The following is a 25,272-nucleotide window of genomic DNA, read 5'->3' on the forward strand; positions in this document are numbered from 1 at the left end:
GCACCCGAATATTTCTCGCAGCAGTTTTAAATATTGGCAAGCAACTTGAATAGCAACCGTTATGATTGGAAGATATTTTTTACTCTTGTTTTGCTTTTGCTTTCTGAATTTCAGTGCACAGTCAAAAGCTGATAATGTGATAGGGAACTGGCTCGCAACAGATAACAGCGTTGCGGTGGAAGTGTATAAACTTAAAGGGGAATACCGCGCAAAAGTTCTTTGGTTTGATGATACCAAAGGAAGTGGCAAGCCCATGCATCTGCGCTGCGACACTGAAAACCCCGACCCGAAAATGCGGAGCAGAAAAATCATCGGAATGGAAATTTTGGAAGGATTAAAATACAATCCTGCTTATCAGTCCTGGGAAAACGGAAGAATTTACGACGCCACATGCGGCAAGTATTGGGATTCTTCCGCAAGTTTGACACAAGACGGCACATTGAAAGTCCGAGGTTACTGGAAGTATAAATGGATCGGAAAGTCGATGTCATTTAAAAAGATAAATAATACGACATTTACAAAACTATAAACTATAAACTAAAAACAGAAAACAGTAAACTATGAATTTAATTATCCGACTTCTCGTCACCGCAGTGGTGGCATTTTTTCTCACCAAAGTTTTATCAGGAGTTCATTTTGACGGTTTTTCCACCGCACTGATCTTCGCCATCGTTTTAGGAGTGCTGAATTTAATAGTCACTCCCGTTCTCAAAATTTTAGGTTTACCATTAACGATTATTACCCTGGGACTTTTTTCGCTGGTAATCAACGCAGTGGTTATCTTAATCGCCGATTATTTCATTGACGGAATGAAAGTGGACGGTTTCTGGTGGGCATTTATCTTCAGTATTGCATTATCCCTCATTACTTCACTGCTTAGCGGCATTTTCAGTTCCTCTAAGGATTAATCATCATTACTTCTTGATAAACCTGATATATTGCAATCCTTGATCAGCATTCATCAGTTTAAGAAAATAAAGTCCGCTGCTCAGTTTGGAAACGTTTACCTGATTATTCACTAACATTTTGCTTTCAAACAGTTTTCCGGACGCGTCAGTGATCTCGTAACTTAAGAATTTTATTTCCGAATCTACTTTCAGGATTTCCTGAACGGGGTTCGGAAATATTTTTATGGATACTGCTTTTTGGGCAACTTCACCGGAAGCTAATAAACAAGCAGGTGGATCAGTAATTAAACCATTGGAAAAATCATAAAAAATATCGGTCGCTGTTATAAGACTCGGAGAAGTTTCCCAGAATGGCGAATAAACGAGACAGTTATTAAAAGTAATATGTCCAACAGCAAAACTTGCATTAATTTTCTTCCAGCCTTCACATGCAGATGGCATTTGTTGGCCAGGTTCCCAAAAATCGACCATTGTTCTCGGTTCGATGATATTCGAGTAAGCGCAGGAAGAAGTCCAGCTAGCCGGCGGTTTAAAGAATAATCTGGGAGTCGGGTAGGTACCGACATAATATTTCACCGTTTCTACTGGAGATGTTATGCCGTAACGGACAGAGAAAGCCTTAAAAGTTGTTGTTTGTGAAACCGGAATCGCAATCTGATTTACAGCGGATGGCGAACTTAAATTAGGTTCCGTTCCGTCAACAGTATAATAAATCATCGAGTTATCGCTGTAGATGGTTACAGTTCCCGAGTTCTGAAACCAAGCTTCGTAAGGCGCAAACATGCTGCTTTGCGAAAATAAAAATGTCAGCGCAAACAGGAAAATAAGAGATAGATTTTTTTTCATTTCAAAATGTTATGGCTTATAAAATTACCCATTTAATTCCTAATTGCTTTACAAATATTTAATTATTGATTACTTTTGATTATCAATTCTCCATTATGAATAAATTTTTGATCTCACTTATCCTGTTTTTTCTTGCCGGAAATATTTTCGGGCAGCAGCTTTATTATCCGAGAAATATCAAAAAGGCTTACGCAAATCAAACCCGCTCCGAAGACGGTAAACCCGGAAAAAACTATTGGCAGAACGGAGGAAATTATAAAATAGATTTTCAGGTCAATACCGATCAGAAAACAGTTTCAGGAGCAGAAACTATTGATTATTTTAATAACTCTCCTGATACGCTGAAAACCGCGGTTATCAGATTTGTCACCAATCTTCATAAACCGACTTCACCACGTTCCGGAAAAGTTTCTACCGACTTTTTAAGCGAAGGACTGAAGATCAAATCACTTTCGGTAAACGGAACAGTTTACAATGTAAAGAGTGATGACTGGGAGACTTTTTATGAACTCAAACTCACTGCACCAATGTTGCCCAAATCGAAAAATGAGTTCAGAATTGTCTGGGAATACCCATTGTCAAAGGAAAGCAACAGGGAAGGTCAGATTGATGAGGACACTTTTTTCTGTGCTTATGCTTATCCTCGGATTTCAGTATATGACGATTATAACGGCTGGGACAGGCTTCCGCATATGAACCGTAACGAGTTTTATAATGATTTTAATAATTATGAAGTTTCCGTTACTGCTCCGAAAAATTATGTCGTATATGCTACCGGAGTTCTGAAAAATCCTGAAGAAGTTTTGCAGAAGGAAATTTTAACCAAGTTTAAAAGATCATTAACAAGTGACGAAATCGTGCATGTAGCTACAAAAGAAGAGATGCTCCATCAAAAAGTAACGAAACAGAATCCTCAAAACATCTGGAAATTTTCCGCGCAGAATATTACTGATTTTACTTTCGGTTTGAGTTCAACTTACATCTGGGACGCTTCAAGTGTCCAGCTAAAATCTAAGAAAGTCAGTGTTCAGGCAACCTACAACGCGGGAACTGCCGATTTTGAAAAATATGTCGAATGGCAGAAATACTGCATTAAATGGTTTTCGGAAAACTGGCCCGGAATTGAATATCCTTTTCCGACCATGACTGCTTTTCAGGGTTTTGCCGATATGGAATATCCAATGATGGTGAATGATACGGCGATTCCGGATAATTTCGCTGATTCCAGACAAACGGTAGATCACGAAATTGCGCACACTTATTTTCCTTTCTTTATGGGAATCAATGAAACGCGGTATGCTTTCATGGATGAAGGCTGGGCGACCGCACTCGAATATTTGATTGGTGAAGACGAAAACGGCAAAGAATTCAACGATAAAATGTTTACTGATTTCCGCGTCAAAAGATACATCAATGATCCTTCCGCAGAGCAGGATCAGCCGGTTATCTCAATGAGTACGCAGGTTTCCGGAGCCGGATACGGCAATAACTCATATATTAAACCTGCGTTTTCTTATCTGGCGCTGAAAGATTTGCTTGGGGACAAAATTTTTAAAAAATCGCTTCATTTTTACATGAACACCTGGAACGGAAAACATCCGGTGCCCTGGGATTTTTTCAACAGTATGAATGCCGGAAGCGGACAGAATCTGAACTGGTTCTGGAAGAACTGGTTTTTCACCAATAATTATATCGATTTAAAGATCAATTCAGCAAAAATTTCAGGCAAGAATGTAAACCTGAATATTGAAAATACCGGTGGTTTTGCCATTCCTTTTGATGTTGAAATTACTTTTACGGACGGAACTGTTTCCACAAAACATTTCACCCCTGCAGTGTGGAAAGATGCGATGACTTTTCAAACCAAAATTCCGGCTTCAAAGAAAGTAAAATCTGTAAAACTCAACGGCGGAATTTATCTTGATTACACGCCGCTTGACAATGTTTTTAATTTTTAATTCAAATGATGATGAAAGAATTTCAAACTGCGAAAATGGATTCAATGACTAAAATTCTCTCCGCTATTTTTGGGGGAATCTGTGTCGGAGCGATTGTAATGCTGCTGTATTTCAGGAAAAGTGGCGAGCCTTATATGTGGATCACCATTGTAATTCTTTCTGCAGCATTGGTTTCTTCTTATTTAATGATACCTAAAATTTTCCTTAATGGAGAAATCATTAACATCAAAAATATTTTTGTGAACATTAAAATTCCTGTTGCGGATATCCATACTATTGAAAAATACGAAAGGATAGGATTTAATATCAGAACTTTTGGGGTTGGCGGTCTTTTCGGATATTTCGGGTATTTCAACGGCAATGATGTCTGGTATGTGACGAACATCAGAAAGAAGATTAAAATCACCATGAAATCAGGAAAAATTTATATGATTTCGCCTGAAAACGCTGACGAATTTATCAGTGAAATTCGGAAATAACAGTTAAGATAATCCCATTAATTATTTATCTTTGTCTGTCTGCAGCCCGCGGACAATAAAACTCACTTTTTATGAAACTTAAACACACCCTTATCGCCATTGTTGCGCCTTTTCTTATGAATGCACAGAATGTGATGACACCGGAAACCCTTTGGACGCTCAACAAGATAGGCGTTTCTGCCGTTTCGCCGGATCAGTCCTGTTTAATTTATAATGTCGGTAAAGTCGATCTGAAGACGGAAAAAACCCACAGAAAAAATTATTTTTTAAATCTTAAGAACGCCGAAGCCACGAATTTGGATTTAGGAAAGAAATCGTTGGTTCAATGGGATAAAAACGGAATTTATGCGCAGGAAGGCGACAAAATTTATCTTTCCAAAGATGCCGGAAAAACCTGGACTGAATTTTACACCATTGGCGAAGTTGATAATATTGTAATTTCTCCGGACGGGAAAAAAATTGCGTTCAGCAAGCAGGTTTTGGTGGAAAAAGTAATGGGAAAGGACAAGTATAGCGACGTTCCGAAAACGACGGCTCATATTTATACCGACTTAAACCACCGTCACTGGGATTACTTCAATGAAGGAAAATACAACCATATTTTTGTGGTAAATACGGCTGAAAAAATCGATGCTGCCAAAGATTTGCTGGAAGGAAAACCCTGGGATGCACCGCAGAGACCTTTCGGCGGAACCGAAGATTTTGTCTGGAGCCCGGATTCGTCACAGCTTTTATATGTAACCAAACCGCTGAGTGGCGCTGAATATGCACAGTCGACCAACACGGATATTTTCGCTTATGATTTAGCTTCAGGTGCGACTAAAAATTTGACGGAAAGCAATAAAGGCTACGATGTAGGTCCTAAGTTTTCCGCGGACGGAAAAAAAATGTTGTGGCTTTCCATGGAAAGAGACGGCTATGAAGCTGATAAGAACGACCTCAAGATCATGGACTGGAAATCAGGCAAAGTGACCAGTCTTACAGCAAAGTGGGACGAAAGCGTTACCGGTACAGCTTTCTGGAGTTCAGATTCTAAAAACATCTATTTTAATGCGGCATATCGCGGAACCCAGCAGCTGTTTTCAGTAGATCTTAAAGGTTCGAAAGTACAGCAGATCACAAAAGGTGATTTTGATATTTCTGATATTTTTGCACAGCAGAAAAATTCACTTCTGGTGTCAAGAACGGATATGAATCACAACGCCGACCTTTATTCCGTGGACTTGAAAAACGGGGAGATGACAAAAGTTACTGATGTTAATAAAGATAATTACGCTAAACTTACCCCTTCAAAAACCGAACTGAAAATGGTAAAAACCACGGACGGAAAAGAAATGGGCGTTTGGTTTGTTTACCCGCCGAATTTTGATCCGAACAAAAAATATCCAACGCTTTTATATTGCCAGGGCGGGCCGCAGTCTGCACTCACGCAGTTTTTCAGCACCAGATGGAATCCTGCTCTGATGGCAGCGAACGGCTACATCGTTGTAGCTCCAAACCGCCGCGGAATGCCGGGTTGGGGAACAAAATGGAACGAAGACATTTCTAAAGACTGGGGCGGACAGGTTATGAAAGATTATCTTGCGGCAACCGATTTTGCCAAAACACTTCCTTATGTAGATGGCGACAGAGTTGGAGCAGTGGGCGCAAGTTACGGCGGATACAGCGTATTCATGCTTGCCGGAATTCACAACAACCGTTTTAAAACTTTCATCGCGCACGACGGACTTTTCGATATGAAATCATGGTACGGAACTACTGAAGAACTTTGGTTTGCGAACTGGGATTTAGGAAAACCTACTGATCAGCCTCTGCCAAAGGCGTACACAGAATTTAATCCTTCAAATTTTGTAAACAAATGGAATACTCCGATCATGATTGTTCAGGGCGGAATCGATTACCGCGTTCCTTACGAACAGGGACAGGAAGCTTTTCAGGCTGCGAAACTTCACGGTTTGAAAACGAAATTTGTTTATTTCCCGAACGAAAATCACTGGGTGCTTAATGCGCACAACGGTTTGGTTTGGCAGAGAGAATTTTTCGAATGGCTGAAAGAAACCCTGTAGATCTTACCGATAATTAAAACAATAAAAAAGCTTCTGACCAGTCAGAAGCTTTTTTTATAATATTCACCGAAATTTATTTCCGGTGTTTACAACTGAACCTTTACTTTAAAACCTGTATTCAGTTTCATCGTAATTTGATCAGCAGTTGGGGTGCTTGCCTGAATTTCAAAAATCAAAGAATTTTGACTTGTCTTAAAATAGTTCAGCAATTCTTCATCAGGTACCGAAAAAGTTATCCTATCCGGATTGGTGTTATTGTAGGCGGTTGCAATCAGAATTTCTGGCTGATTGGGTGCTTTTAAATAAATTCGTGCATTTTTGATGACATTAAGTTTTGTGTCCAACGTCGAACTTACATAATCGATGCTTAAAGTATTCAGTTTCACCGATTTCAGATTATTGATAGAGTAGTTCGGATTGTTTTGTTTGATTTTAGCATCCAGATCAATATTCATCGCAATTTCGGGAGTTCTGGTATACGATGTGGTGCTCACCGCCGCAAACGGAACGACAATTGTTGATGTAAACGGAACGTCAAAAGGAGGTAAAACATCCAAAACCGTATTGACGATATCTCTGCAGCTGGTCGTAAAAAACAGAACCAGCATTCCCATAATTAATGATAATTTTTTCATAACTAAATTTTTTAATATTTTTAACTCCTGCATTTATCGTTCCAATTGTATGGAGGAATCGTCTAAAAATGAATAAACAACAGATGGAGAACCGAATAGCCTCTTTCAAACCAATTATTTCCGAAGACTCAAAAATACTGATCCTGGGTTCCGTTCCAGGCGTGAAATCATTGGAGATGCAGCAATATTATGCACATCCGCAAAACCAGTTCTGGAAAATTATTTTCGAATTGTTTCAGGAAGATTTCACCGCTGATTATTCATCAAGAATAGAAGTGATCCGCAAAAATCATCTCGCACTTTGGGATGTGATTGATACCTGCGAAAGGAAGGGGAGTTTAGATTCCAATATCGTCAACGAAGAAGCGAACGATATACGGAAACTGTTAAATGATTTTCCTAACATTAAAGCGGTTTTCAGTAACGGCCAGAAATCATTTAAGAATCTTCAGAAAATTTTAGGGAAAGACTGTGAAATTCCCGTATTTGTTTTACCTTCGACAAGTCCGCTGCATACCATTTCCTTTGAAAAAAAACTGACGGAATGGAAGATTTTAAAAACATTTTTATGAAAAAGCTTTATATTTTCACTGTCTTTTTTCTTTTCATTCTGGGAAACTCTCAGACCTATTCATTTGATTTTCTGACCAATTACACTTTTGAAAATACGGATAAGAAATACAGTAACGAATCGGTTAATTATTTCAATTCTGACGATTTCAGTTATTATCTGAAAATTGTAAAATTGCCGGAACGTTTTACAGGGACACTTTATGATACCAATACCAATAAGGCACACTGTTTCACGATTACAGAATCTAAAATGAAGGGTGAAATAATTTTCACCTTTCAATATGATTACTCTTACGATTTAAAACCGAATAGGGCTACTAAGAATTTCCGCGTCGAGTTTACTACACTTCCTGAAACCTAGCCTCAGGAAGTTACCATGAAGTTTTACAGTTCAAAAAAAGCTAAAAAGTCTAATAGCGAAAGTACCTTAATTTTAAAACCTGCCAATAAAAATCTTTTTCCGATGTACCGATTAAGCAGAACCGCTTTATCTGATTCGATGACCGATGATAGCGTCTCAGGCAATTATATTGTGGAGCGTGAATTGATAAAGGAAGGTAAAGCAACCTGTGAATTTGTTCTGAAAGAATATAAAAATGTAAAGCTGGATTTGGTAGTTCCAACAGCCCTGAAATAGCGTCAAATCCTTATTTAGACGATTAAACTTGACAAAGCCTTTTCAATGTCGTATATTTGCAGTCCGAAAATTATTGGGTTTTCGGACTTAATTTTTAAACCGTAATTTAAAAAATGAAAACATCTGATTTCAATTTCCATTTGCCGGAAGAACTTTTGGCAGAACATCCTTCAGAACACAGAGACGAAGCAAAACTCATGGTTCTTGACAGAAAAACACAAACCATTGAGCATAAATTATTCAAAGATGTAGTTGATTATTTTGATGAGCACGATTTGTTTATATTTAATAACACGAAGGTTTTCCCTGCAAGACTTTACGGAAACAAAGAAAAAACAGGTGCAAAAATCGAAGTTTTCCTTTTGAGAGAACTTGATAAAGAAACGCGTGTTTGGGATGTTTTGGTAGATCCTGCAAGAAAAATAAGAATCGGTAACAAATTATTCTTCACTGAAGACGAATCTTTGGTAGCTGAAGTTATTGACAATACCACTTCCAGAGGACGAACTTTAAGATTTCTCTATGACGGTTCTTACGAAGAATTCCGAGCAAAACTAAAAGAACTTGGTGAGACTCCGCTTCCTAAATACATCAAAAGAGCAGTAGAACCTGAAGATGCTGAACGTTACCAAACGATTTACGCAAAACATGAAGGTGCTGTTGCTGCTCCAACTGCAGGTTTACACTTCTCAAAACAGCTGATGAAGAAACTTGAAATCAAAGGAATTGATTTCGCTGAAGTGACCCTTCACGTTGGTTTAGGGACATTTAACCCGATTGAGGTGGAAGATCTCAGCAAACACAAAATGGAATCTGAAGAAGCGATTATCGACCAGAACAATGCCGATATTATCAACAAAGCTGTTGCTGAACAGAGAAGAGTTTGTGCGGTAGGAACCACTACGATGCGGGCTTTGGAAACTTCGGTTTCTTCCAACAAAAAAATAGGACCTTATCACGGCTGGACGAATAAATTTATTTTCCCGCCTCACGATTTTGGTGTTGCCAATGCGATGATTACGAATTTCCATACTCCAAAATCTACGCTGATGATGATGGTTGCTGCTTTTGCCGGAAAAGATTTCCTCATGCAGGCTTATGAAGAGGCGATTAAGAATGACTACAAATTCTATTCTTACGGAGACGCAATGCTGATTCTTTAAGAATACTTAATATTTAATATTTCTCGCAGATTTTGCTGATGCCGCAGATGGAAAAATCTGCTAAATTTGCACAATCTGCGAGAGTTTTATTATATGAAAGACATCCGAACTTTATCCTTAGAAGAATTACAGAATTATTTCGTTTCATTGGGCGAAAAACCTTTCCGTGCAAAACAGGTTTATGAATGGCTGTGGAGCAAAAATCTGCATTCTATTGATGAAATGACGAATCTTTCAAAAGAATTGAGGGAGAAAATCTCTCAGGAATATACCATCAATCCGATTTCGGTTGACCAGCTTCAGAAATCCACCGACGGAACCATTAAAAACGGCGTGAAACTTCATGACGGACTTTTAGTGGAATCTGTTTTGATTCCTACAGAAACAAGAACGACAGCCTGTGTTTCATCTCAGGTTGGATGTTCCTTAAACTGTGAATTTTGCGCAACCGCAAGACTGAAAAGAATGCGGAATTTGGAAGTCGCAGAAATCGTAGATCAGGTCGCGCTCATCGACAGACAAAGCAAACTCTATTTCGACCGGCCGCTTTCCAATATCGTCTTTATGGGAATGGGCGAGCCAATGATGAATTACAAAAACGTTGTAGAGTCCATCAGAAAAATTACCAAACCTGACGGAATGGGAATGTCGCCGCGACGGATCACCGTTTCAACTTCCGGAATTCCGAAAATGATCAAAATGCTTGCTGATGAAGATCTGCGGGTAAAACTGGCACTTTCTTTACATTCAGCCATCGAAGAAAAAAGGAATGAAATAATGCCTTTTTCCGATAAATTTCCTTTAACGGATATTATGGACGCGCTGAAATACTGGTACGAAAAAACGGGAAATACCGTTACTTTCGAGTACTGTGTGTGGAAAGGAATTAACGATAAGGACGAAGATATTAAAGCGCTGATCAGATACTGTAAACAGATTCCTTCAAAAGTGAATTTAATTCAGTACAATCCAATTGGCGACGGCAAATATGACCAGTGCAACAAAGATGCGGAAGAAAACTATGTCCGTCAGCTGGAACGCGCCGGGATTACCGTTTTAATCCGCAGAAGCCGGGGAGGAGACATCGATGCAGCCTGCGGACAGCTGGCCAATAAATCAGGTGAATAATGTTTAGCCACAAAGGAAAAACCCGTACCGAAAAGCACAATCTTGGGATTGCTTCCCTGCTGAGTTTCGTTGCAGGTTTGGTAAATGTGGTAGGATTTTTTTCTGTACAGAAGCTTACCACCAATGTTACCGGGCATTTCGCCTATTTCGTGGATGAGAGTTTCAAACAGGATTTCCGTAGTGCTTTTCATGTCGCACTGTATATATTTTTCTTCTTTTTAGGGGCTTTCATTTCCAATTTCATTGTTGAAATTTATTCCCGGAAAAGGGAAAATCTGATTTATGTAATCCCCACTTTAACAGAAGCACTCATTCTTGCCGTTATTGCATTCACCGGAAATGTTCTGATCAAAGAATCGCCGGATTTAATAGCGTTCAGTCTCTTGTTCGCGATGGGGATGCAAAACTCACTGGTGACCAGTATTTCCCATTCAGTGGTAAGAACAACCCATTTAACAGGACTTTTTACAGATATGGGAATTGAATTTTCCCAACTTTTCTTCTATAAAGATCAGGATCACAAAAAGCGGCTCATCAAATCCATAAAACTGCGTTTAACAATTATCTGGATGTTCTTCGGAGGTGGAGTTGTGGGAGGCATTTTATACGGAAGTTTTGGGATCAAGGCTCTGTTTTTCGGAACTGTAATACTGCTTTTTGGTCTTTTATATGATTTTATTAAAATCCGGATGTTACTTTTAAAACGGAAAATGTAATGAGAAAAATCCTTTTACTGTTCCTGTTTGTTGCTTTTCAAATCAGTTTTGCACAGCAGAGCGGTTTTCTTAAAATCAAAAAATTTAAAACTGCAGTGCTTTCAGATACTTTGAAGGAAAATTCAGGACTGAATTTTTTTAAAGGAAAACTTTACACTTTTAACGATGGCGGAAATTCATCAGAAATTTTTGAAATCGACAGGACTTCAGGGAGAATCAGAAACGTATTCAAAACAAATCTGATTAACCGGGACTGGGAAGCAATGGCAAGTGATTCTGCGAACCTATTTATCGGCGATTTCGGCAATAATACCGGAAAAAGAAAGGATCTGAAAATCTATAAAATTCCGTTTGACGGCGCAAGAATTTCGGATTCCATAAAAACCATTTCCTATTTCTACCCGGAGCAGAAAGATTTTAGCAGCCGCAATCTGAATAACGATTTCGATGCGGAGGCGATGATTTTCCTGAATGGAAAAATCCATGTGTTTACCAAGGAATGGGCTTCAAAGGCTACGACGCATTATATTATTGATCCGCAAATTTCAGAAAACCAGCCCGCACTGAAAACCGAAACTTTTAAAACTGATTTTGTAGTAACCGATGCTGCTTATTTTCAGAAAAAGCTATATTTAGTTGGATATACCAAGAATACGGAAGTTTTTCTCTCCGTATTTAATGAAACTGAATCCGGAATTTTCTTTAAAGACAAACCTGTAAAATATTATCTCGGAAGTTCTCTGTCAGTCGGACAAATCGAAGGGATAGAAGTGGATGAAAACGGAATTTATATTTCGGGAGAAGAATTCAATACCCCTTTGGGAAAAGTAAAACCGAATTTCTATTTTATTCCTCACAATAAACTGAAATGATGTCGCATTATTTTTTAAATCCTCCTTCTGAGCTGAAGTTATTATGGATGAAAGCTTCATATCTGCGCGAAAATTAATTATATTTGTCATTATTTATCAATCACCATCCTTATTTTGTAGTTTGTGGCGAATATTGTAGAAGAAATCAGAAAACCGATTAACAGTGAAATGAAACTTTTCGAGCAGAAGTTTTATGAATCCATGCAGAGCAATGTTCCGCTTCTTGATAAGGTTACCCGTTTTATCGTGACGACTAAAGGGAAGCAGATGCGGCCGATGTTTGTGTTTCTCTGCGCGAAATTAATCGGGGAAGTCAACGAAAAAACCTTCCGCGGTGCTTCGATGATTGAGCTGATTCATACCGCAACTTTAGTTCACGATGATGTGGTGGATGAAAGTTTTAAAAGGCGTAATTTCTTTTCCATCAATGCGTTATGGAAAAATAAAATCGCAGTTTTAGTCGGCGATTATCTTTTGTCAAAAGCAGTTCTGCTTTCTACTGACCATAAAGATTTTGATCTTCTTGCCGTAATTTCCCGTACCATCAGGGAAATGGCAGAAGGAGAACTTCTACAGCTTGAAAAAGCAAGGAAACTGGATATTACTGAAGAAGTATATTACGAAATTATACGGCAGAAAACGGCAACTTTAATTGCAGCCTGCTGCGAGATTGGCGTGCTTTCAAATAATGCTGACGAACACCTGGCAAAAAAGATGATGGAATTCGGTACACTTACCGGAATGGCTTTTCAGATCAAAGACGACCTTTTCGATTATCTTACTTCAAATATCATAGGAAAACCTGTAGGCATCGATATTAAAGAACAGAAAATGACGCTTCCGCTGATTTACACTTTAAAAACCGCGAGCGAAACCGACCGGAAGTATTATTTCAACACCATTAAAAGGTACAATAACGATACGAAACGCGTAAAGGAACTGATTGATTTTGTGAAAAAATCCGGCGGTCTGGATTACGCGGTCGGCGTGATGAAAGATTTTCAGCAAAGGGCCAAAAATATTTTGAATGAATTCCCTGATTCTGAAGCTAAAAGTTCGCTCCATCTGATGCTGGATTATGTGATTGAAAGGAAGTTTTAACCCTTTTCCACCAATTTTTTCTGTAAAAGCAAAGCGTTATTCAGCGCAGCCACTCCCCAGGTATTGTTGAAAAACACATATACCGTTCTGTTTGCTTTCCTGATGGTCTCAGCGAGTTTTGATATTTCATCTTCTGAATATTCAGATTTAAAAAGCACCGGAACGCCGTGAAGCCTGTAATAAGCAAACTCATCATTATTCAAGGTAAATTCATCAGGAATATCTTTTGGAAAACTCACGCCGGAGAAGACGATGTTTTTCTTTTTTAATGTTTCAAGCACTTCGTCATTCCACCAGGATTTGTGACGGAATTCGACCACATTCAGATACTGCCCGTCAACTGTTTCAAGGACTTTCTCTAAATTTTCATTACTGAAATGAAAAGTGGGCGGCAGCTGAAAAAGAAAACCTGCAAGCTTTTCCCTAATTCCCGTGTGAATATGGTTGCAAAAATCTAACGTTTCAGTCGACATCTCTGCAAGTCGTTTGATGTGGGTGATGGTTTTGGGAATTTTCACAAAAAATTTAAAATCGGCGCCTGTTTTGGTATACCAGTTCTCTAAAGTCTGTGGGCGCGGTCTTCGGTAAAACGTAGAGTTGATTTCAACTGAGTTGAATTTTTCTGAATAATGATTCAGCTGGTCCTTTGACGGCAGATCTTCCGGAAAGAAATATCCTTTCCAGTCGCGGTTCGAAAAGCCGGAACATCCGATGTAAATTTTATGCTTCATTCTTTATAAGTCCTTCAGTAAGTGATTTCCACTGGAATTTACTGCCTGCGATCATTCCGCCAACCGCTACCAAAGTGTTTCTTATTTTTTCCAAAAAACTGAGGTGTTCCGTGTTCGGTACTTCATTTCTGCCGTGAACCTCTGCAAAAATGATATTCTTTTCTCTACGGATGAGGAAATTAGAAGTGGCTTTGGGGTCAAAAAAATGCGCAGTTGCCTGGTCGGGTTTTGTCGGATCGGAGGTAGGGCGTACTCTGATATAAACACTATGAAAATCACCTTTCTGTTCTTCCTCCAAATGTTCTACCTGCACCCAGTCATAGCCGTCCCCGGTTGGATTATGCAGGCCGGGAATTTTGATCCGGAAAAAATCACCAATCTTTGGCTCATCCAGAATAAGTTTCCCATTCCTGTCCCGGAGAGAAAACTCAGCTTTCTCTTCCCCTGAAAAAAGTTCCCAGGAATTCACATCAAGAAACCTCTTCTTCACGGTCTCAAAATGTATTCTGGCTAAAACTTCGTTTTCCATCTCAATTTCTGAAACGGTATCGGATTTTGATCCGGTATTCTGTGACGGAATCTGAGTTTTCATCTTGTAAATTTATTTATGTTCAGATTTACTCAATAATTATTCTTGAGGTGAAAATAGTAAAAAAGATCAGCCGTAAAAAAAGCGGTCATAATACGACCGCTGATTTTTTATTTTGCTTTTACGTTGATTTCGGATTTTGCCAGCTTGGTTAAATCTTTATCACATGTTTTTTCCTCTTTCAAAGTTTCAAGGAGTAGTGCAAGAACTTCTTTATGACCCAGCAATTTGGCGTAAGTTGCCAATGTACCGTAAGAAGCTATTTCGTAATGTTCCACTTTTTGGGCGGCGGCGATGATGGCAGCGTCACGAACCGGTCCGGGTTCTGTTTCTTCAAGAATTCCTTCAGCTTCTTTAAGCAAACCGTCCATTGCATCACATTTTACAGCCTGCGGTTTCAGTTTTAAAGCTTTGAAAGCATCTTCAAGACGGGTAACCTGACCTTTCGTTTCAGCCAGATGCCCGTTTACTGCTTCTTTAAGTTTAGCAGAAGTGGCGTTTTTAGCCATTTTCGGGAGATTTTTAACCAATGCTTTTTCAGCCCAGTATAAATCCTTCATTCCGTCAACCATAAAATCTTTCAGTTTGTCCGCCGCGTCAGATTTGGGCGCAACTTTACCTTTTGGAGTCTGTTTCTTTGCCATAGTAATTTATTTAATGTTTGTTTGAATTAAATTTTATTCAATTTTAATACCAAATCTGGAGCCATATATGGTTTTTTATGACACATTAATAAAATAAAGGCCTCTTTGTGATTCTTTAACGATTAATTTTCAGGTTCACGTTATTCAGTCTCAGGGAATTTAAAATAACCGATACCGAACTGAAGCTCATCGCTGCGGCTGCGATCATCGGGCTTAAAAGAATTCCAAAAAACGGATACAGTAAACCTGCGGCAAGCGGGATTCCAACTGTATTGTAGAGAAAAGCGAAGAAAAGATTCTGGCGAATATTTTTCAGCAGCGCTTCGCTCAGGATTTTGGCTTTTGCAACTCCGAGGATATCACCTTTCAGTAGGGTGATTGCTGAGCTTTCAATGGCGACATCGGTTCCGGTTCCCATTGCAATGCCCACGTTGGATTGGGCTAATGCAGGAGCGTCATTAATTCCGTCACCGGTCATGGCCACAATATTTCCTTCTGTCTGGAGTTTTTTTATCGCATTCAGTTTATCCTGAGGAAGCTGGTTTGCAAAATATTTTTTAATACCAAGTTCAGAGGCAACGGCTTTTGCGGTGTGTGTGTTATCACCGGTCATCATAATTACTTCCATTTTGTGGTGGTGAAGGAATTCGACGGCCTGTTTTGAACTTACTTTAATTTTATCCGAAAAACTTAGAAATCCAAGAACTTTTCCACCGGAAGAAAGGTAGGAAACCGTTCTTGCTTCATCCTGTTTTCCGGTAACTTTTTCTTTTAGATTTTCCGGAATCTCAATGTTGAAATGGCTTAACAATGCTTCGTTTCCGAGCAATACCGTTTCTCCGTTTACGGTTCCTTTAATTCCTTTGCCGGAAATGTTCTCAAAATTTTCGACGCTTAAAAATTCTGAATCTACTTTTTTAAACTCATGTAAAACTGCACCGGACAATGGATGTTCAGAATTCTGATTGAGCGAAGCTGCCAAATTCAGCATAAGATTTTTATCTGAATTTTCTGCAGCGAATATCTCATCAAGACTTGGTTTTCCTTCCGTAAGCGTTCCGGTTTTATCGGTGATGAGGATATTCACTTTCTGCATCTGCTCCAGGGCTTCTGCATTCTTAATTAGAATTCCGTTTTTAGCGCCTTTCCCAATTCCGACCATCAGACTCATTGGCGTTGCCAATCCTAAAGCGCAGGGACAGGCAACAACCAAAACCGCTACGGCATTAACAAAAGCCATTATCAAACGGTTTTCACCGCCGAAAAGATACCAACCAAAAAATGTTAGCACTGACACAGCAATGACCGTTGGAACGAAAATCTTAGAAACCCTGTCCACCAATTTCTGGATCGGAGCTTTGCTTCGGCTTGCATCGTGAACCATTTTGATAATCTGAGCAAGCAGGGTTTCATCGCCTATTTTTTCGGCTTTCATAATGAAAACCCCGTTTCCATTAACCGTCCCGGAACTTACCCGGTCGCCTGAAGTTTTTTCTACAGGAACAGGTTCTCCGGTAATCATGCTTTCGTCCACCGCAGAATTTCCTTCCGTAATTTTGCCGTCCACGGGAATTTTTCCGCCTGGTTTAACCCGCAACAGATCGCCGATTTTCACCTGAGAAAGCGCAACTTTCTTTTCATTTCCGTCAATGATTAAATAGGCTTCATCCGGCGAAAGGCTCATAAGTTCTTTAATAGCGTTTCCGGTTTTTTTGTGAGCGCCTGCTTCCATTAACTGTCCTAATATCACCAATGTCAGAATCACATCTACTGCTTCAAAATACAGCGGTACTTTTCCGTCATGTACCATTTCGTGAGGGAAAATATTTGGAAAAAGTAATGCTACGATGCTGAACAGAAAAGCGGCCGCAACTCCCAATGCAATCAATGAGAACATGTTGAGATTCCAGGTTTTAAAAGAAATCCAGCCCCGTTTCATAATAAACCAACCTGCATAGAACAAAACAGGAAGCGTCAAAACTAATTCTAAAATTCCCTGAAGCCGATGAGAGAAAGGAAAAGTGAAAAACATACCGCCCATAGAAAGAATGAAAACAGGTACAGTGAGCACCAATGCCGTGATGAATTTTTTCTTTAAAATAGTAAAGTTTTCATCCTCATCATCATTTGATTCAGTAAGAACAGGAACGAGATCCATACCGCAAATAGGGCAGTCTCCGGGCTCATCTCGAACGATTTCGGGATGCATCGGGCAGGTGTATTGAGTAGGTTTGGGTTTTTCGGGATATTTCACCAAATCCATACCGCAAACTGGGCATCCGACATTAGAATCATAAACCTTATCGCCTTCACAGAACATCGGACAATAATATTTTCCGGCATGATCTTCAGCGTTTCCAACCGTGGGTACCAGATGGTGAGAATGCGCATGAGTTTTATGCTGACCATGCGTTTTTGGTACTGAATTTTTAACCAATTCATCTGTAATTTCTTCCAGATGCATGTGACAGACAGGACAGCCGGTATCAGAACCATAGGTTTTATCACTTTCACAAAACATCGGACAGAAGTATTCTCCTACCTTGTTTTTGAAGTTTTCGGGAAGATTGGTTTTTGAAAAAGTGGCAGGTTTATTTTTATAATCTTCTCTTTCTTCAATCGGAACGAGAAACATATTGCAAACAGGGCAGCGTTTACCGGGGGTAAAATATACTTTTTCGCCTTCACATTCCATTGGACAGTAGTATACTGAACTAGGAGAGATCCGCTCGGATGGGTGAATGGGCTGATGATGATTTTCCATAATTAAATTTATGTTTCAAATTTCCTGAATTGAATTTGAAAGCTGTTATAAATATAAGGAAGAATCTTACAGAATTCAGATTTTATCGAGAGGAATGCGGTTTTTCTGTTTCAGTTTTTTAAATTCAGAAGGGGAAAATCCTGTGGTATTTCTAAATTGAGAAGACAAATGCTGTACGCTTCTGTAACCGAGTTTAATTGAGATTTCGGTCAAAGAAAATTCATCATATAAAAGAAGTTCCTTTGCTTTTTCAATTTTCTGAAGGATGAAATACTGTTCAAGCGTTACATTTTCATTTTGAGAGAATAATTTGGAAACTGCACTGTATTCTTTATGAAGCTTTTCGGACAGAAATTTTGACAGCACAAAATCTTCAGGAATATCCAAACCGTTGATTTTCAGGATCACAGATTTCTTTACTTTTTCGATCAGCTTTTTCGAAGAATCCTCCAGGATTTGAAAACCAATTGCTTTCAGACGGTCATCAAGTTTCCGAATCTCTGCAGAACCGAAATCACTTTTTGTTTCCACTTCCCCTAAATCGATGGTTGAAATTTCCAGTTTTAAATCATTAAAAACCTGTTCTACCGCAGTGATACATCGGGAACAAACCATGTTTTTAATAAACAGTTTCATTCTTCCATATTATTCAGACGGTCGGAGATGAATTCAATTTTTGTCTTGCCGTGTCGGGTGGGTTTTCCTTCTTCATCTACGCCCACAAATATAATTTTATCAATTGTGATAATGGTTTGGCGCGTCATCATGTTTCTTACATCGCAGGTCAGCGTAATGGAGGTATTCCCGAAATCGGTCGCCTCAATTCCAATTTCGATGATGTCACCCTGTTTTGCGGAACTGATAAAATTGATTTCAGAAATATATTTGGTAACACATCTCGGCGTTTCCAGCTGAACGATCGCATATAATGCGGCTTCTTCATCAATCCACTGCAACAGTCTTCCTCCGAAAAGGGTGTGGTTTGGATTTAAATCTTCAGGTTTAATCCATTTTCTTGTATGGTAATTCATTTTTTAACTGTATTTGATTATTAATTATTCCTGGAAGGTTATCGGGTGAAAACCAATTTTGTTTTGGTTGAAAGTTTCTCATCAATCCGGTAGCCTTCAAGATTGAACCCTTTTACGCCGTTCAGTGTTTTTACCTGATTTTGTGCACAGTAACGAATCACCAGTCCGCGGGCATGTTTGGTGTAAACGACAATAGTTTTCAGTTTTCCTTCTCTGATCTCGTAAAAATCGAAATCGATCACCGGTACATTCAGTTTCTTTTTATCAAGGACTTTAAAATATTCCGAACTGGCCAAGTTAAGGATAATGTCTTTGGCTTTGAGTTCGCTGTTGAGCTGTTCCGTTATTTTTTCGCGCCAGAATTCATAGAGGTTTTTATAAGAGTCAAAGTTGAAATTTCTGCCCATCTCCAAACGGTAAAGCATTACTTTATCGGAAGGTTTCAGCAATCCGTACAGACCGGAAAGCATTCTGTAATTTTTCTGAAGATAAGTTACGGCATTTTTATCTAAAGTTTTGGCATCAAGTCCGCGGTAAACTTCGCCTGTAAAAGCAAACATTGCAGGTGCAGACTCCTTGGAACCCGGTTTTGCTTTCCATTTCTGGTTTCTTTCCCAGTTTTCATCTGCCAGTTTTGACGAAATTTCCATGAGTTCAGACAAATATTTGGGTGATTTTTCTTTTAGAAAGGAATGAATAAAGGAGGCTTCATCAATGAATTTCGGTGTTGTGGTTTTGAATAATTCCGTGGAATTTTCAATGTTCATGAGTTTGGCAGGTGATGAGATGATTTTCATTGAGATATGTTGAAGATGAATTTTGATACTGATGTTTGATTTTTGCCTGTACCCGCGTCCCGACCTGAGTGGAGCTCTTTTTATCTGGTGGCTGAGCGGAGCCGAAGCCAGCAAATAAAAAAGCGGGAACGGAGGGCGGATAAAGACGCCCCAATCATTAAACTTCGCCTTTTCCCTGACGGATGATTTCTGGTTCTCCGCTTGTTAAATCCACAATCGTAGAGGCAACATTATCGCCATAACCACAATCGATCACAATGTCGACGAGATGATCGTATTTTTCAGCGATCAGTTCGGGGTCGGTCGAATATTCGATCACCTCATCGTCATCCTTGATGGAAGTAGAAGCGATCGGATGTCCTAATTTTTCTACAATAAGCTGCGGAATCGGATGGTCCGGGACACGGATCCCCACCGTTTTATTGCCTTTATAGGCGAGAGGGAGACTTTTGTTGGCTTCCAGAATAAAAGTAAAAGGTCCGGGAATCTTACTTTTCAGAAAACGGAATACGGAAGTGTCAATGGGCCTGGTAAAATGGGCAAGATGGCTTAAATCATTGCATATAATGGAGAACTGCGCTTTATCTAACTTTATTTTTTTGATGTGCGCAAGCTTTTCCATCGCCCTGATGTCGAAAATATTGCATCCAACAGCATATACCGTATCGGAAGGGTAGATGATGATTCCACCGTTGTTCAAAGTTTTAACTACTTCAGCGATAAGGTTTTCCTGAGGATTATCGGGATATATTTTCAGAATTTTTGCCATATACAAATTTAGGAAAAATAGATGAATAAAGAATTTCCGACAAATATTTGTGAGTTTAGAGAATAGTCGTATATTTGCACCACAATATCGCGGGGTAGAGCAGTAGGTAGCTCGTCGGGCTCATAACCCGGAGGTCGCACGTTCGAGTCGTGTCCCCGCTACTAAGCAAGAGAATCACAAATGTGGTTCTCTTTTTTTGTGCTTATGTATGAGCTTGTTATTTGGAGTCGAATGCCCGGAGATTCGGTTCTTACCCGTGAGCAAGGACAACAGAAGAACAAGGCGGCTGTGTTTTCCTGTATCTAATCCTAAACAGAAATTATTTAAAAATAATTCATAGGGTTCTGTCTTCAATCTGAAGCAGTTACAGCAATACAACCGTTAAAGCCTTTAAAAACATTAAAAAAATGCGTAAATCAATTTTGAAAAGCGATAAGATTGCGTATATTTGCACCACAATATCGCGGGGTAGAGCAGTAGGTAGCTCGTCGGGCTCATAACCCGGAGGTCGCACGTTCGAGTCGTGTCCCCGCTACTAACTAAAGACTGTTCAGAGGAACAGTCTTTTTTTTATATTTAGTTATGCAGGATCTTCCAGGAAAAGCCATTTACGATTTCCATTTTACCACCGCCAGAAAGAAACTTTTTGTGCATGACCAGTTCGGACCGAAAGTGGAAATGCCTGTTTCCTATTATTTCAGATCTTTAAAAAAAATGCCCGAGCTGGAACAGAAAGCCATTACAAGGTGTAGAGGAAAAGTGCTGGATATTGGCGCAGCAGCCGGTTCACATACACTTGAAATTCAGAAAAAAGGGCTTGATGTTTCTGCTATTGAAATATCTCCAAGCGCCTGTGAAGTGATGAAAGCGCGTGGAGTGCAGCATATTTTCTGTGAGGATTTCTTTGAGTTTGACGGACCGAAATTCGATACGCTGCTTCTGCTCATGAACGGAATCGGAATCTCATCAACGCTTGACGGCTTCAGAAAATTCCTGAAAAAGGCAGAAACGCTTTTGAATGAAGGTGGACAGATTATATTTGATTCCTGCGATATTTCCTATATGTACGAAGATACCGAAATGCCCGCGCATCATTATTACGGGGAGGCCAAATGCCGGTATGAATACAGCGGGCAACTTACCGACTGGTTTGAGTGGCTTTACCTCGACAAAATAACGATGCAGAAAATCGCTGCTGAATTGGACTTTCATTCTGAAATCATATTTGAAGATGAACACAGCCAGTATTTAGCTGTGCTCACGAAAAGTACCTAAAGCTTTTCTGCATCATAATCGCTTTCATTGCTTAATCTGTCGATTGATTTTATAGCCAGAGTATTGAGTTTTTTTCCGTTTCTGGAGGATGGGAGGGTCTTGGAACTGTTTCCCTTATCCATGATCTCAGTTTCCCAGGAGTCACCGTATTTAGCAAAAAGCACCCATCTGAACACTTTTTCCGCCTCTTTTGAACTCCAGTTAATCCGGTAAGACTCTCCTGATTTTTCAACTGAAAGTTTTGGGGTCACCGGTTTTTTAGTGCTGATCCATGGCGTTGCAGGAACCAGAGCATTCTCTCTGTAAAGATTTTTAACGGCACTCAGCATTTCTGGGTTTTTCTTGAGTCCGTCAGTGCTGTAGTGAATTTCTCCTGCAGTATTTTTCGGCAGCACTCTTCTGATGGTATTCATCTGACCTGTAATTTCAGCTTGTCTGTTATCTGATTTCACACCTACCGTATTCAGGCCGGGCCATAGATGAATATTCTTGATGTTCTCATCTTTCCACCACTTCAGAAGTGCGGAGAAACTTTGTGCACCGCCTTCTTTCCAGTAAAGCTGCGGCGAATAATAATCGCACCAGCCTTCGTTCAGCCAAAGTTTTGCATCGGCATACAACTCATCATACTGTGAAGAACCTGTAACTCCTGCGGGAAATCCTGGTTTCCAAATACCGAATGGAGAGATTCCGAATTTCACATAGGATTTTTCAGCATGGATTTCGTCGTGTAATCTTTTGATAATTTTATTGACGTTTCCTCTCCGCCAGTCTCCCTTTGAAAGGGTACCGCCTGAACTTTTATACCGGTTCCAGGTGCGGTCATCAGGAAAATCTTTTCCGCCGTGATATTCTTTATAGGGGTAAAAATAGTCATCGATGTGTACGGCATCAATATCATAGCGTTTTACCAAATCTTTGATCACGTCTGAAACATGATTCTGTACCCGTTCGTCTGAAGGATCCATCCAGTACATTCCGTTTCTCAGCCTGTACACGCTGTCCGACATCACTGAAGCCATACTGGATGATGTTACGCTGCCTCCCGTCGTATGGTGGGCACGGTAAGGGTTCATCCATACATGCAGTTCCATGCCGCGTCTGTGGGCTTCTTCAATCCAGAATTCCAGAGGATCGTAATAAGGGGACGGCGCTTTACCGGTTTGTCCGGTTAAGAAATAAGACCAAGGTTCAAGATCGCTTTTATACATCGCATCTGCAGAAGGCCGTACCTGAAAGATCACGGCGTTGAAATTGGCACTCTTCAGCATATCGAGAAGCTGAATGGCTTCGTCTTGCTGCTGCTGAGTGGTTAAGTTGTTTCTTGTCGGCCAGTTGATATTGGCGACTGTCGCAATCCAGGCAGCGCGGAACTCGCGGTTCACTTCCGGAAGGTTTAGTCTTAAAGCTTCTTTGCCCGAATAGGGAACTGTGGTGACCGGAGCCTTAGGCGGAACAGGTTTTGTTACCTGGCTGGTTTTGCCCTGGTTTTTTACCTGTGGTTTTTGGGTGGTACAGGAATTAATAAAAACTGCTGATACGATAAGGAGGGTATATTTTAAGTTTCGGATGTTCATGGGACAAAAATACTATTATTATAGGAACTGAAAAATCGGGGTTTGCGTATGTGGATTGTTGAATTATGATAATATTTGGAATTTGGAGAGGCGCAATGTATTGGAGAGACGCAAGGCATTGGAGAGACGCAAGGCATTGCGTCTCTAATTATCATTTATCCCATTTTTGTTGGATTGTCGATAATGTATTGGGAAATACGGTGATACGATTCGATATTGCGGATAATGTGGTCATGAAATCGGGGCTGCCATTGAAAATCAGGGTTTATCCGGCGCGCCGCAACGGTGACGGATGATTTGAATCCGCGTATAATGGAGGCAAGATTTTTGGATTGGGGACCGAATTGGTTTTTGGGGGGATTTGGGGGATTCATAGAGACGCAATGCATTGCGTATATACTATGCATTGCGTCTGTACGATTGTAATCATTATCGCCAATACCGATGATGGCGTGAAAATGATCGGGCATTACCACAAATTCACCCATTAATAGATTCATGTCTTTGCGTATTTCAAATGTTTTCAGCCATTCGGCTTCCACAATGCCTCCAAGAGCCGACAACTGCATTTTGCCACCGGTGATTTTACCGAAAAAATGGGCGCGGTTGTAGGTGCAGATGGTAATAAAATACAGTCCTGCACGGCTGTAATCCCAACTTTGTAAGCGGGCGGATGGGATGCGGTATTTGTTTTTAAACAGATCCATAGGCATCAATTGTGTTTTTTAGAGCGCAATCTAAATTAGGGAAAAAATGTGAATTGTGATTTTTTGGGGATGGGAGACGCAATGCATTGCGTCTGTACTGAGAATGATGATGAGGATGGGAATTAGGATGGGGATGGGAAAGGGGAAGGGGAAAGGAGACGCAATGCATTTCATCTGTACTGAAATGTAAAAAGCACAGGCTGGGGGTCTGTGCTTTTTGGAATTAGATAATGGTTCCGGCGTAGACGGAATTGGAGACCGTGTCGCCTACCATGTTGCGGAAGGAGCTCTTTGCCTACCATCTGTGCCGGTACGTTGGCGGTGTAGGTTCCGGCGGTCCGCTGTGCTGCATTTTCGACAAAGGACGTGAGGGGCTCGTCTTTCGCAGCAATTAGGATCTGAGCCCAGTCGGTTTCGCGGAGCGGATGGCCGGCGGAATTGTCCTGCCAGGTTACAGTAATAGTGTCCGGTGTAGGCAAGGTGATGTTAAGCGGCACGGCGGCCAGCAGAGGTCCCCTCGAAAATGAGATTGATGGATATTGCGGCGTAATGGTTCCGGCGACAAAATCAATCACAAAATTGGTCATGAGGTTGGTCATTGCAAGGTTGTAGCATGATTTCATGCCGACGCGTCTGCCATAATGGTCGCATGCATAGCCTCGGTAAGACTCCATGAACAGCGCACTTTTGCGCATGCGGTGGTGAATGAGCTGCTGTTTTGCGGTAGGTGGTGATGTTCTTTTCCGAGGGCGGATCTTGGAGAATTCGTGTCCGAACATGTTCGCCACTACGATGCGGCCTGTGCGGCCTGAGGTTCCCGATAGCAGGGAGTCATAGATTTTACCCATGATATTAGTTTTTAATTGGTTAATGGTGTAAAGTTGAGGAATTAAAGAATCCATTTTTAAAACGGGACAAAAGTTTCCAAAAGTTTCCACGGTTTTCCATTTTTTTCCATTAAAGGGAAGAAAAGGGCATTTCAGGGCATTTTTGGTGGTTTTATTTTTCAGGTAATCTGTTCTGTAAATGCTTTGTATCAGGGCATTTTTGAGGGGGAGCAGCAATTTTCGGGAAAATAAAATTGGTGGGTTTCTGTATCCCCTGTATATCCTTTGTTTGACCATTGGGTATGTGTTGTATATCCACAGTATCTATACTGTTCGTATACTGTTCGATGTTGGAGTGCCGGATGCTGGGTGTTTTGATGCTGGATGACCGTTGCTTTTGCCATGCGAAAAGGCTGCTTCGGAGCAAGTACCGATGGGTATCAGACTAATTTCCTGCAGGGAGAGGGTAAAAAGGGCAA

Annotated in this window: 27 protein-coding genes and 2 tRNA genes; 16 read left to right on the plus strand and 13 right to left on the minus strand. The window is 40.3% G+C overall.

What is annotated here, in order from left to right; all coding sequences use genetic code 11:
- Positions 1-61: 61 nt before the first annotated feature.
- On the plus strand, positions 62-529 hold the full coding sequence (locus KSK37_RS02850) for a DUF2147 domain-containing protein (RefSeq protein ID WP_217199322.1): 468 nt from the start codon (positions 62-64) through the stop codon (positions 527-529).
- 31 nt (positions 530-560) lie between these two features.
- A complete protein-coding gene (locus tag KSK37_RS02855) occupies positions 561-908 on the plus strand; it encodes a phage holin family protein (RefSeq protein WP_217199324.1) in 348 nt (115 codons plus the stop codon).
- A 6-nt stretch (positions 909-914) separates the two neighbouring features.
- Here the strand turns inward: KSK37_RS02855 and KSK37_RS02860 are convergent, their stop codons facing one another.
- A complete protein-coding gene (locus tag KSK37_RS02860; RefSeq protein WP_217199326.1) occupies positions 915-1,754 on the minus strand; it encodes a T9SS type A sorting domain-containing protein in 840 nt (279 codons plus the stop codon).
- Between the two features lie 95 nt (positions 1,755-1,849).
- Here KSK37_RS02860 and KSK37_RS02865 point away from each other — a divergent pair, with 95 nt between their 5' ends.
- The 3 genes from KSK37_RS02865 to KSK37_RS02875 all read left to right on the plus strand — a co-directional run bounded on the left by KSK37_RS02865 (position 1,850) and on the right by KSK37_RS02875 (position 6,257).
- Positions 1,850-3,712 carry a M1 family metallopeptidase gene (locus KSK37_RS02865; RefSeq protein WP_217199328.1) on the plus strand — a complete coding sequence of 621 codons (1,863 nt, stop codon included), beginning with the start codon at positions 1,850-1,852 and terminating at the stop codon, positions 3,710-3,712.
- Between the two features lie 44 nt (positions 3,713-3,756).
- Positions 3,757-4,191 carry a PH domain-containing protein gene (locus KSK37_RS02870; RefSeq protein ID WP_217199330.1) on the plus strand — a complete coding sequence of 145 codons (435 nt, stop codon included), beginning with the start codon at positions 3,757-3,759 and terminating at the stop codon, positions 4,189-4,191.
- A gap of 71 nt (positions 4,192-4,262) precedes the next feature.
- Complete coding sequence (locus tag KSK37_RS02875) at positions 4,263-6,257, plus strand: S9 family peptidase (protein ID WP_217199331.1); 1,995 nt, start codon at positions 4,263-4,265, stop codon at positions 6,255-6,257.
- A gap of 86 nt (positions 6,258-6,343) precedes the next feature.
- Here the strand turns inward: KSK37_RS02875 and KSK37_RS02880 are convergent, their stop codons facing one another.
- Complete coding sequence (locus KSK37_RS02880) at positions 6,344-6,892, minus strand: hypothetical protein (RefSeq protein ID WP_144069810.1); 549 nt, start codon at positions 6,890-6,892, stop codon at positions 6,344-6,346.
- A gap of 83 nt (positions 6,893-6,975) precedes the next feature.
- Between KSK37_RS02880 and KSK37_RS02885 the strand changes: the two genes are divergently transcribed.
- The 8 genes from KSK37_RS02885 to KSK37_RS02920 all read left to right on the plus strand — a co-directional run bounded on the left by KSK37_RS02885 (position 6,976) and on the right by KSK37_RS02920 (position 13,082).
- Positions 6,976-7,464, plus strand: coding sequence for a DNA-deoxyinosine glycosylase (locus tag KSK37_RS02885; RefSeq protein WP_088359373.1), 489 nt, complete (start codon positions 6,976-6,978; stop codon positions 7,462-7,464).
- Complete coding sequence (locus KSK37_RS02890; RefSeq protein WP_217199332.1) at positions 7,461-7,826, plus strand: hypothetical protein; 366 nt, start codon at positions 7,461-7,463, stop codon at positions 7,824-7,826. The genes KSK37_RS02885 and KSK37_RS02890 overlap by 4 nt, the downstream gene beginning before the upstream one ends.
- Before the next feature lie 102 nt (positions 7,827-7,928).
- Positions 7,929-8,102, plus strand: coding sequence for a hypothetical protein (locus KSK37_RS02895; protein ID WP_217199333.1), 174 nt, complete (start codon positions 7,929-7,931; stop codon positions 8,100-8,102).
- A 113-nt stretch (positions 8,103-8,215) separates the two neighbouring features.
- The gene (gene queA, locus KSK37_RS02900) at positions 8,216-9,265 is read left to right on the plus strand and encodes a tRNA preQ1(34) S-adenosylmethionine ribosyltransferase-isomerase QueA (protein WP_088357976.1); all 1,050 of its coding nucleotides are present in this window, start codon (positions 8,216-8,218) and stop codon (positions 9,263-9,265) included.
- Between the two features lie 93 nt (positions 9,266-9,358).
- Positions 9,359-10,393: a dual-specificity RNA methyltransferase RlmN gene (rlmN, locus tag KSK37_RS02905; RefSeq protein ID WP_217199334.1), complete on the plus strand. Its 1,035-nt coding sequence runs from the start codon at positions 9,359-9,361 to the stop codon at positions 10,391-10,393.
- The gene (locus KSK37_RS02910) at positions 10,393-11,109 is read left to right on the plus strand and encodes a YoaK family protein (protein WP_088357974.1); all 717 of its coding nucleotides are present in this window, start codon (positions 10,393-10,395) and stop codon (positions 11,107-11,109) included. Before rlmN ends, KSK37_RS02910 begins: the two co-directional genes overlap by 1 nt.
- Entirely contained in the window at positions 11,109-11,981 is an 873-nt protein-coding gene (locus tag KSK37_RS02915; RefSeq protein WP_217199335.1) for a hypothetical protein, read from the plus strand. The genes KSK37_RS02910 and KSK37_RS02915 overlap by 1 nt, the downstream gene beginning before the upstream one ends.
- Positions 11,982-12,104: 123 nt before the next feature.
- Positions 12,105-13,082, plus strand: a complete 978-nt coding sequence (locus KSK37_RS02920) for a polyprenyl synthetase family protein (protein WP_088357972.1) — start codon at positions 12,105-12,107, stop codon at positions 13,080-13,082.
- Here KSK37_RS02920 and KSK37_RS02925 read toward each other — a convergent pair.
- From KSK37_RS02925 to KSK37_RS02960, 8 genes are all read right to left on the minus strand, one after another.
- Complete coding sequence (locus tag KSK37_RS02925; protein WP_217199337.1) at positions 13,079-13,813, minus strand: DUF72 domain-containing protein; 735 nt, start codon at positions 13,811-13,813, stop codon at positions 13,079-13,081. The genes KSK37_RS02920 and KSK37_RS02925 overlap by 4 nt on opposite strands.
- Positions 13,803-14,405 (minus strand): hypothetical protein, encoded by a 603-nt coding sequence (locus KSK37_RS02930; RefSeq protein WP_217199338.1) that lies wholly within the window; start codon positions 14,403-14,405, stop codon positions 13,803-13,805. The genes KSK37_RS02925 and KSK37_RS02930 overlap by 11 nt, the downstream gene beginning before the upstream one ends.
- 107 nt (positions 14,406-14,512) lie before the next feature.
- Complete coding sequence (locus KSK37_RS02935; RefSeq protein ID WP_217199339.1) at positions 14,513-15,046, minus strand: YciE/YciF ferroxidase family protein; 534 nt, start codon at positions 15,044-15,046, stop codon at positions 14,513-14,515.
- Positions 15,047-15,161: 115 nt separating this feature from the next.
- Complete coding sequence (locus KSK37_RS02940) at positions 15,162-17,810, minus strand: copper-transporting P-type ATPase (protein ID WP_217199340.1); 2,649 nt, start codon at positions 17,808-17,810, stop codon at positions 15,162-15,164.
- A 75-nt stretch (positions 17,811-17,885) separates the two neighbouring features.
- Positions 17,886-18,446 carry a helix-turn-helix domain-containing protein gene (locus KSK37_RS02945; RefSeq protein WP_217199341.1) on the minus strand — a complete coding sequence of 187 codons (561 nt, stop codon included), beginning with the start codon at positions 18,444-18,446 and terminating at the stop codon, positions 17,886-17,888.
- Positions 18,443-18,841, minus strand: coding sequence for an acyl-CoA thioesterase (locus KSK37_RS02950; protein WP_088357966.1), 399 nt, complete (start codon positions 18,839-18,841; stop codon positions 18,443-18,445). The genes KSK37_RS02945 and KSK37_RS02950 overlap by 4 nt, the downstream gene beginning before the upstream one ends.
- A 38-nt stretch (positions 18,842-18,879) precedes the next feature.
- Positions 18,880-19,638 carry a peroxide stress protein YaaA gene (gene yaaA, locus KSK37_RS02955; protein ID WP_088357965.1) on the minus strand — a complete coding sequence of 253 codons (759 nt, stop codon included), beginning with the start codon at positions 19,636-19,638 and terminating at the stop codon, positions 18,880-18,882.
- A 157-nt stretch (positions 19,639-19,795) separates the two neighbouring features.
- Positions 19,796-20,407, minus strand: coding sequence for an L-threonylcarbamoyladenylate synthase (locus KSK37_RS02960; protein ID WP_088357964.1), 612 nt, complete (start codon positions 20,405-20,407; stop codon positions 19,796-19,798).
- Between the two features lie 88 nt (positions 20,408-20,495).
- Here KSK37_RS02960 and KSK37_RS02965 point away from each other — a divergent pair.
- From KSK37_RS02965 to KSK37_RS02975, 3 genes are all read left to right on the plus strand, one after another.
- Positions 20,496-20,568, plus strand: a tRNA-Met gene (locus KSK37_RS02965).
- Positions 20,569-20,869: 301 nt separating this feature from the next.
- Positions 20,870-20,942: transfer RNA gene (locus KSK37_RS02970), tRNA-Met, on the plus strand.
- Positions 20,943-20,989: 47 nt separating this feature from the next.
- Positions 20,990-21,682, plus strand: a complete 693-nt coding sequence (locus KSK37_RS02975) for a class I SAM-dependent methyltransferase (protein WP_217199342.1) — start codon at positions 20,990-20,992, stop codon at positions 21,680-21,682.
- Here the strand turns inward: KSK37_RS02975 and KSK37_RS02980 are convergent.
- The 3 genes from KSK37_RS02980 to KSK37_RS02990 all read right to left on the minus strand — a co-directional run bounded on the left by KSK37_RS02980 (position 21,679) and on the right by KSK37_RS02990 (position 25,030).
- The gene (locus KSK37_RS02980) at positions 21,679-23,259 is read right to left on the minus strand and encodes a glycoside hydrolase family 10-like protein (RefSeq protein WP_217199343.1); all 1,581 of its coding nucleotides are present in this window, start codon (positions 23,257-23,259) and stop codon (positions 21,679-21,681) included. The two genes, KSK37_RS02975 and KSK37_RS02980, sit on opposite strands and share 4 nt — an antisense overlap.
- A 155-nt stretch (positions 23,260-23,414) precedes the next feature.
- Positions 23,415-23,972, minus strand: coding sequence for a transposase (locus KSK37_RS02985; protein ID WP_217199344.1), 558 nt, complete (start codon positions 23,970-23,972; stop codon positions 23,415-23,417).
- Positions 23,973-24,136: 164 nt separating this feature from the next.
- Positions 24,137-25,030, minus strand: a complete 894-nt coding sequence (locus KSK37_RS02990) for a DUF6266 family protein (protein WP_217199346.1) — start codon at positions 25,028-25,030, stop codon at positions 24,137-24,139.
- Positions 25,031-25,272: the final 242 nt, after the last annotated feature.

The sequence above is a fragment of the Kaistella soli genome (assembly GCF_019038595.1).
GTDB classification, from domain to species: Bacteria; Bacteroidota; Bacteroidia; order Flavobacteriales; family Weeksellaceae; genus Kaistella; species Kaistella soli.

Bases quoted from the DNA above. Each gene is read 5' to 3' on its own strand.
- KSK37_RS02850 (WP_217199322.1), top strand. From the start codon at position 62: ATGATTGGAAGATATTTTTTACTCTTGTTTTGCTTTTGCTTTCTGAAT.
- KSK37_RS02855 (WP_217199324.1), top strand. From the start codon at position 561: ATGAATTTAATTATCCGACTTCTCGTCACCGCAGTGGTGGCATTTTTT.
- KSK37_RS02860 (WP_217199326.1), bottom strand. From the start codon at position 1,754: ATGAAAAAAAATCTATCTCTTATTTTCCTGTTTGCGCTGACATTTTTA.
- KSK37_RS02865 (WP_217199328.1), top strand. From the start codon at position 1,850: ATGAATAAATTTTTGATCTCACTTATCCTGTTTTTTCTTGCCGGAAAT.
- KSK37_RS02870 (WP_217199330.1), top strand. From the start codon at position 3,757: ATGACTAAAATTCTCTCCGCTATTTTTGGGGGAATCTGTGTCGGAGCG.
- KSK37_RS02875 (WP_217199331.1), top strand. From the start codon at position 4,263: ATGAAACTTAAACACACCCTTATCGCCATTGTTGCGCCTTTTCTTATG.
- KSK37_RS02880 (WP_144069810.1), bottom strand. From the start codon at position 6,892: ATGAAAAAATTATCATTAATTATGGGAATGCTGGTTCTGTTTTTTACG.
- KSK37_RS02885 (WP_088359373.1), top strand. From the start codon at position 6,976: ATGGAGAACCGAATAGCCTCTTTCAAACCAATTATTTCCGAAGACTCA.
- KSK37_RS02890 (WP_217199332.1), top strand. From the start codon at position 7,461: ATGAAAAAGCTTTATATTTTCACTGTCTTTTTTCTTTTCATTCTGGGA.
- KSK37_RS02895 (WP_217199333.1), top strand. From the start codon at position 7,929: ATGTACCGATTAAGCAGAACCGCTTTATCTGATTCGATGACCGATGAT.
- queA (WP_088357976.1), top strand. From the start codon at position 8,216: ATGAAAACATCTGATTTCAATTTCCATTTGCCGGAAGAACTTTTGGCA.
- rlmN (WP_217199334.1), top strand. From the start codon at position 9,359: ATGAAAGACATCCGAACTTTATCCTTAGAAGAATTACAGAATTATTTC.
- KSK37_RS02910 (WP_088357974.1), top strand. From the start codon at position 10,393: ATGTTTAGCCACAAAGGAAAAACCCGTACCGAAAAGCACAATCTTGGG.
- KSK37_RS02915 (WP_217199335.1), top strand. From the start codon at position 11,109: ATGAGAAAAATCCTTTTACTGTTCCTGTTTGTTGCTTTTCAAATCAGT.
- KSK37_RS02925 (WP_217199337.1), bottom strand. From the start codon at position 13,813: ATGAAGCATAAAATTTACATCGGATGTTCCGGCTTTTCGAACCGCGAC.
- KSK37_RS02930 (WP_217199338.1), bottom strand. From the start codon at position 14,405: ATGAAAACTCAGATTCCGTCACAGAATACCGGATCAAAATCCGATACC.
- KSK37_RS02935 (WP_217199339.1), bottom strand. From the start codon at position 15,046: ATGGCAAAGAAACAGACTCCAAAAGGTAAAGTTGCGCCCAAATCTGAC.
- KSK37_RS02940 (WP_217199340.1), bottom strand. From the start codon at position 17,810: ATGGAAAATCATCATCAGCCCATTCACCCATCCGAGCGGATCTCTCCT.
- KSK37_RS02945 (WP_217199341.1), bottom strand. From the start codon at position 18,446: ATGAAACTGTTTATTAAAAACATGGTTTGTTCCCGATGTATCACTGCG.
- KSK37_RS02950 (WP_088357966.1), bottom strand. From the start codon at position 18,841: ATGAATTACCATACAAGAAAATGGATTAAACCTGAAGATTTAAATCCA.
- yaaA (WP_088357965.1), bottom strand. From the start codon at position 19,638: ATGAAAATCATCTCATCACCTGCCAAACTCATGAACATTGAAAATTCC.
- KSK37_RS02960 (WP_088357964.1), bottom strand. From the start codon at position 20,407: ATGGCAAAAATTCTGAAAATATATCCCGATAATCCTCAGGAAAACCTT.
- KSK37_RS02975 (WP_217199342.1), top strand. From the start codon at position 20,990: ATGCAGGATCTTCCAGGAAAAGCCATTTACGATTTCCATTTTACCACC.
- KSK37_RS02980 (WP_217199343.1), bottom strand. From the start codon at position 23,259: ATGAACATCCGAAACTTAAAATATACCCTCCTTATCGTATCAGCAGTT.
- KSK37_RS02985 (WP_217199344.1), bottom strand. From the start codon at position 23,972: ATGCCTATGGATCTGTTTAAAAACAAATACCGCATCCCATCCGCCCGC.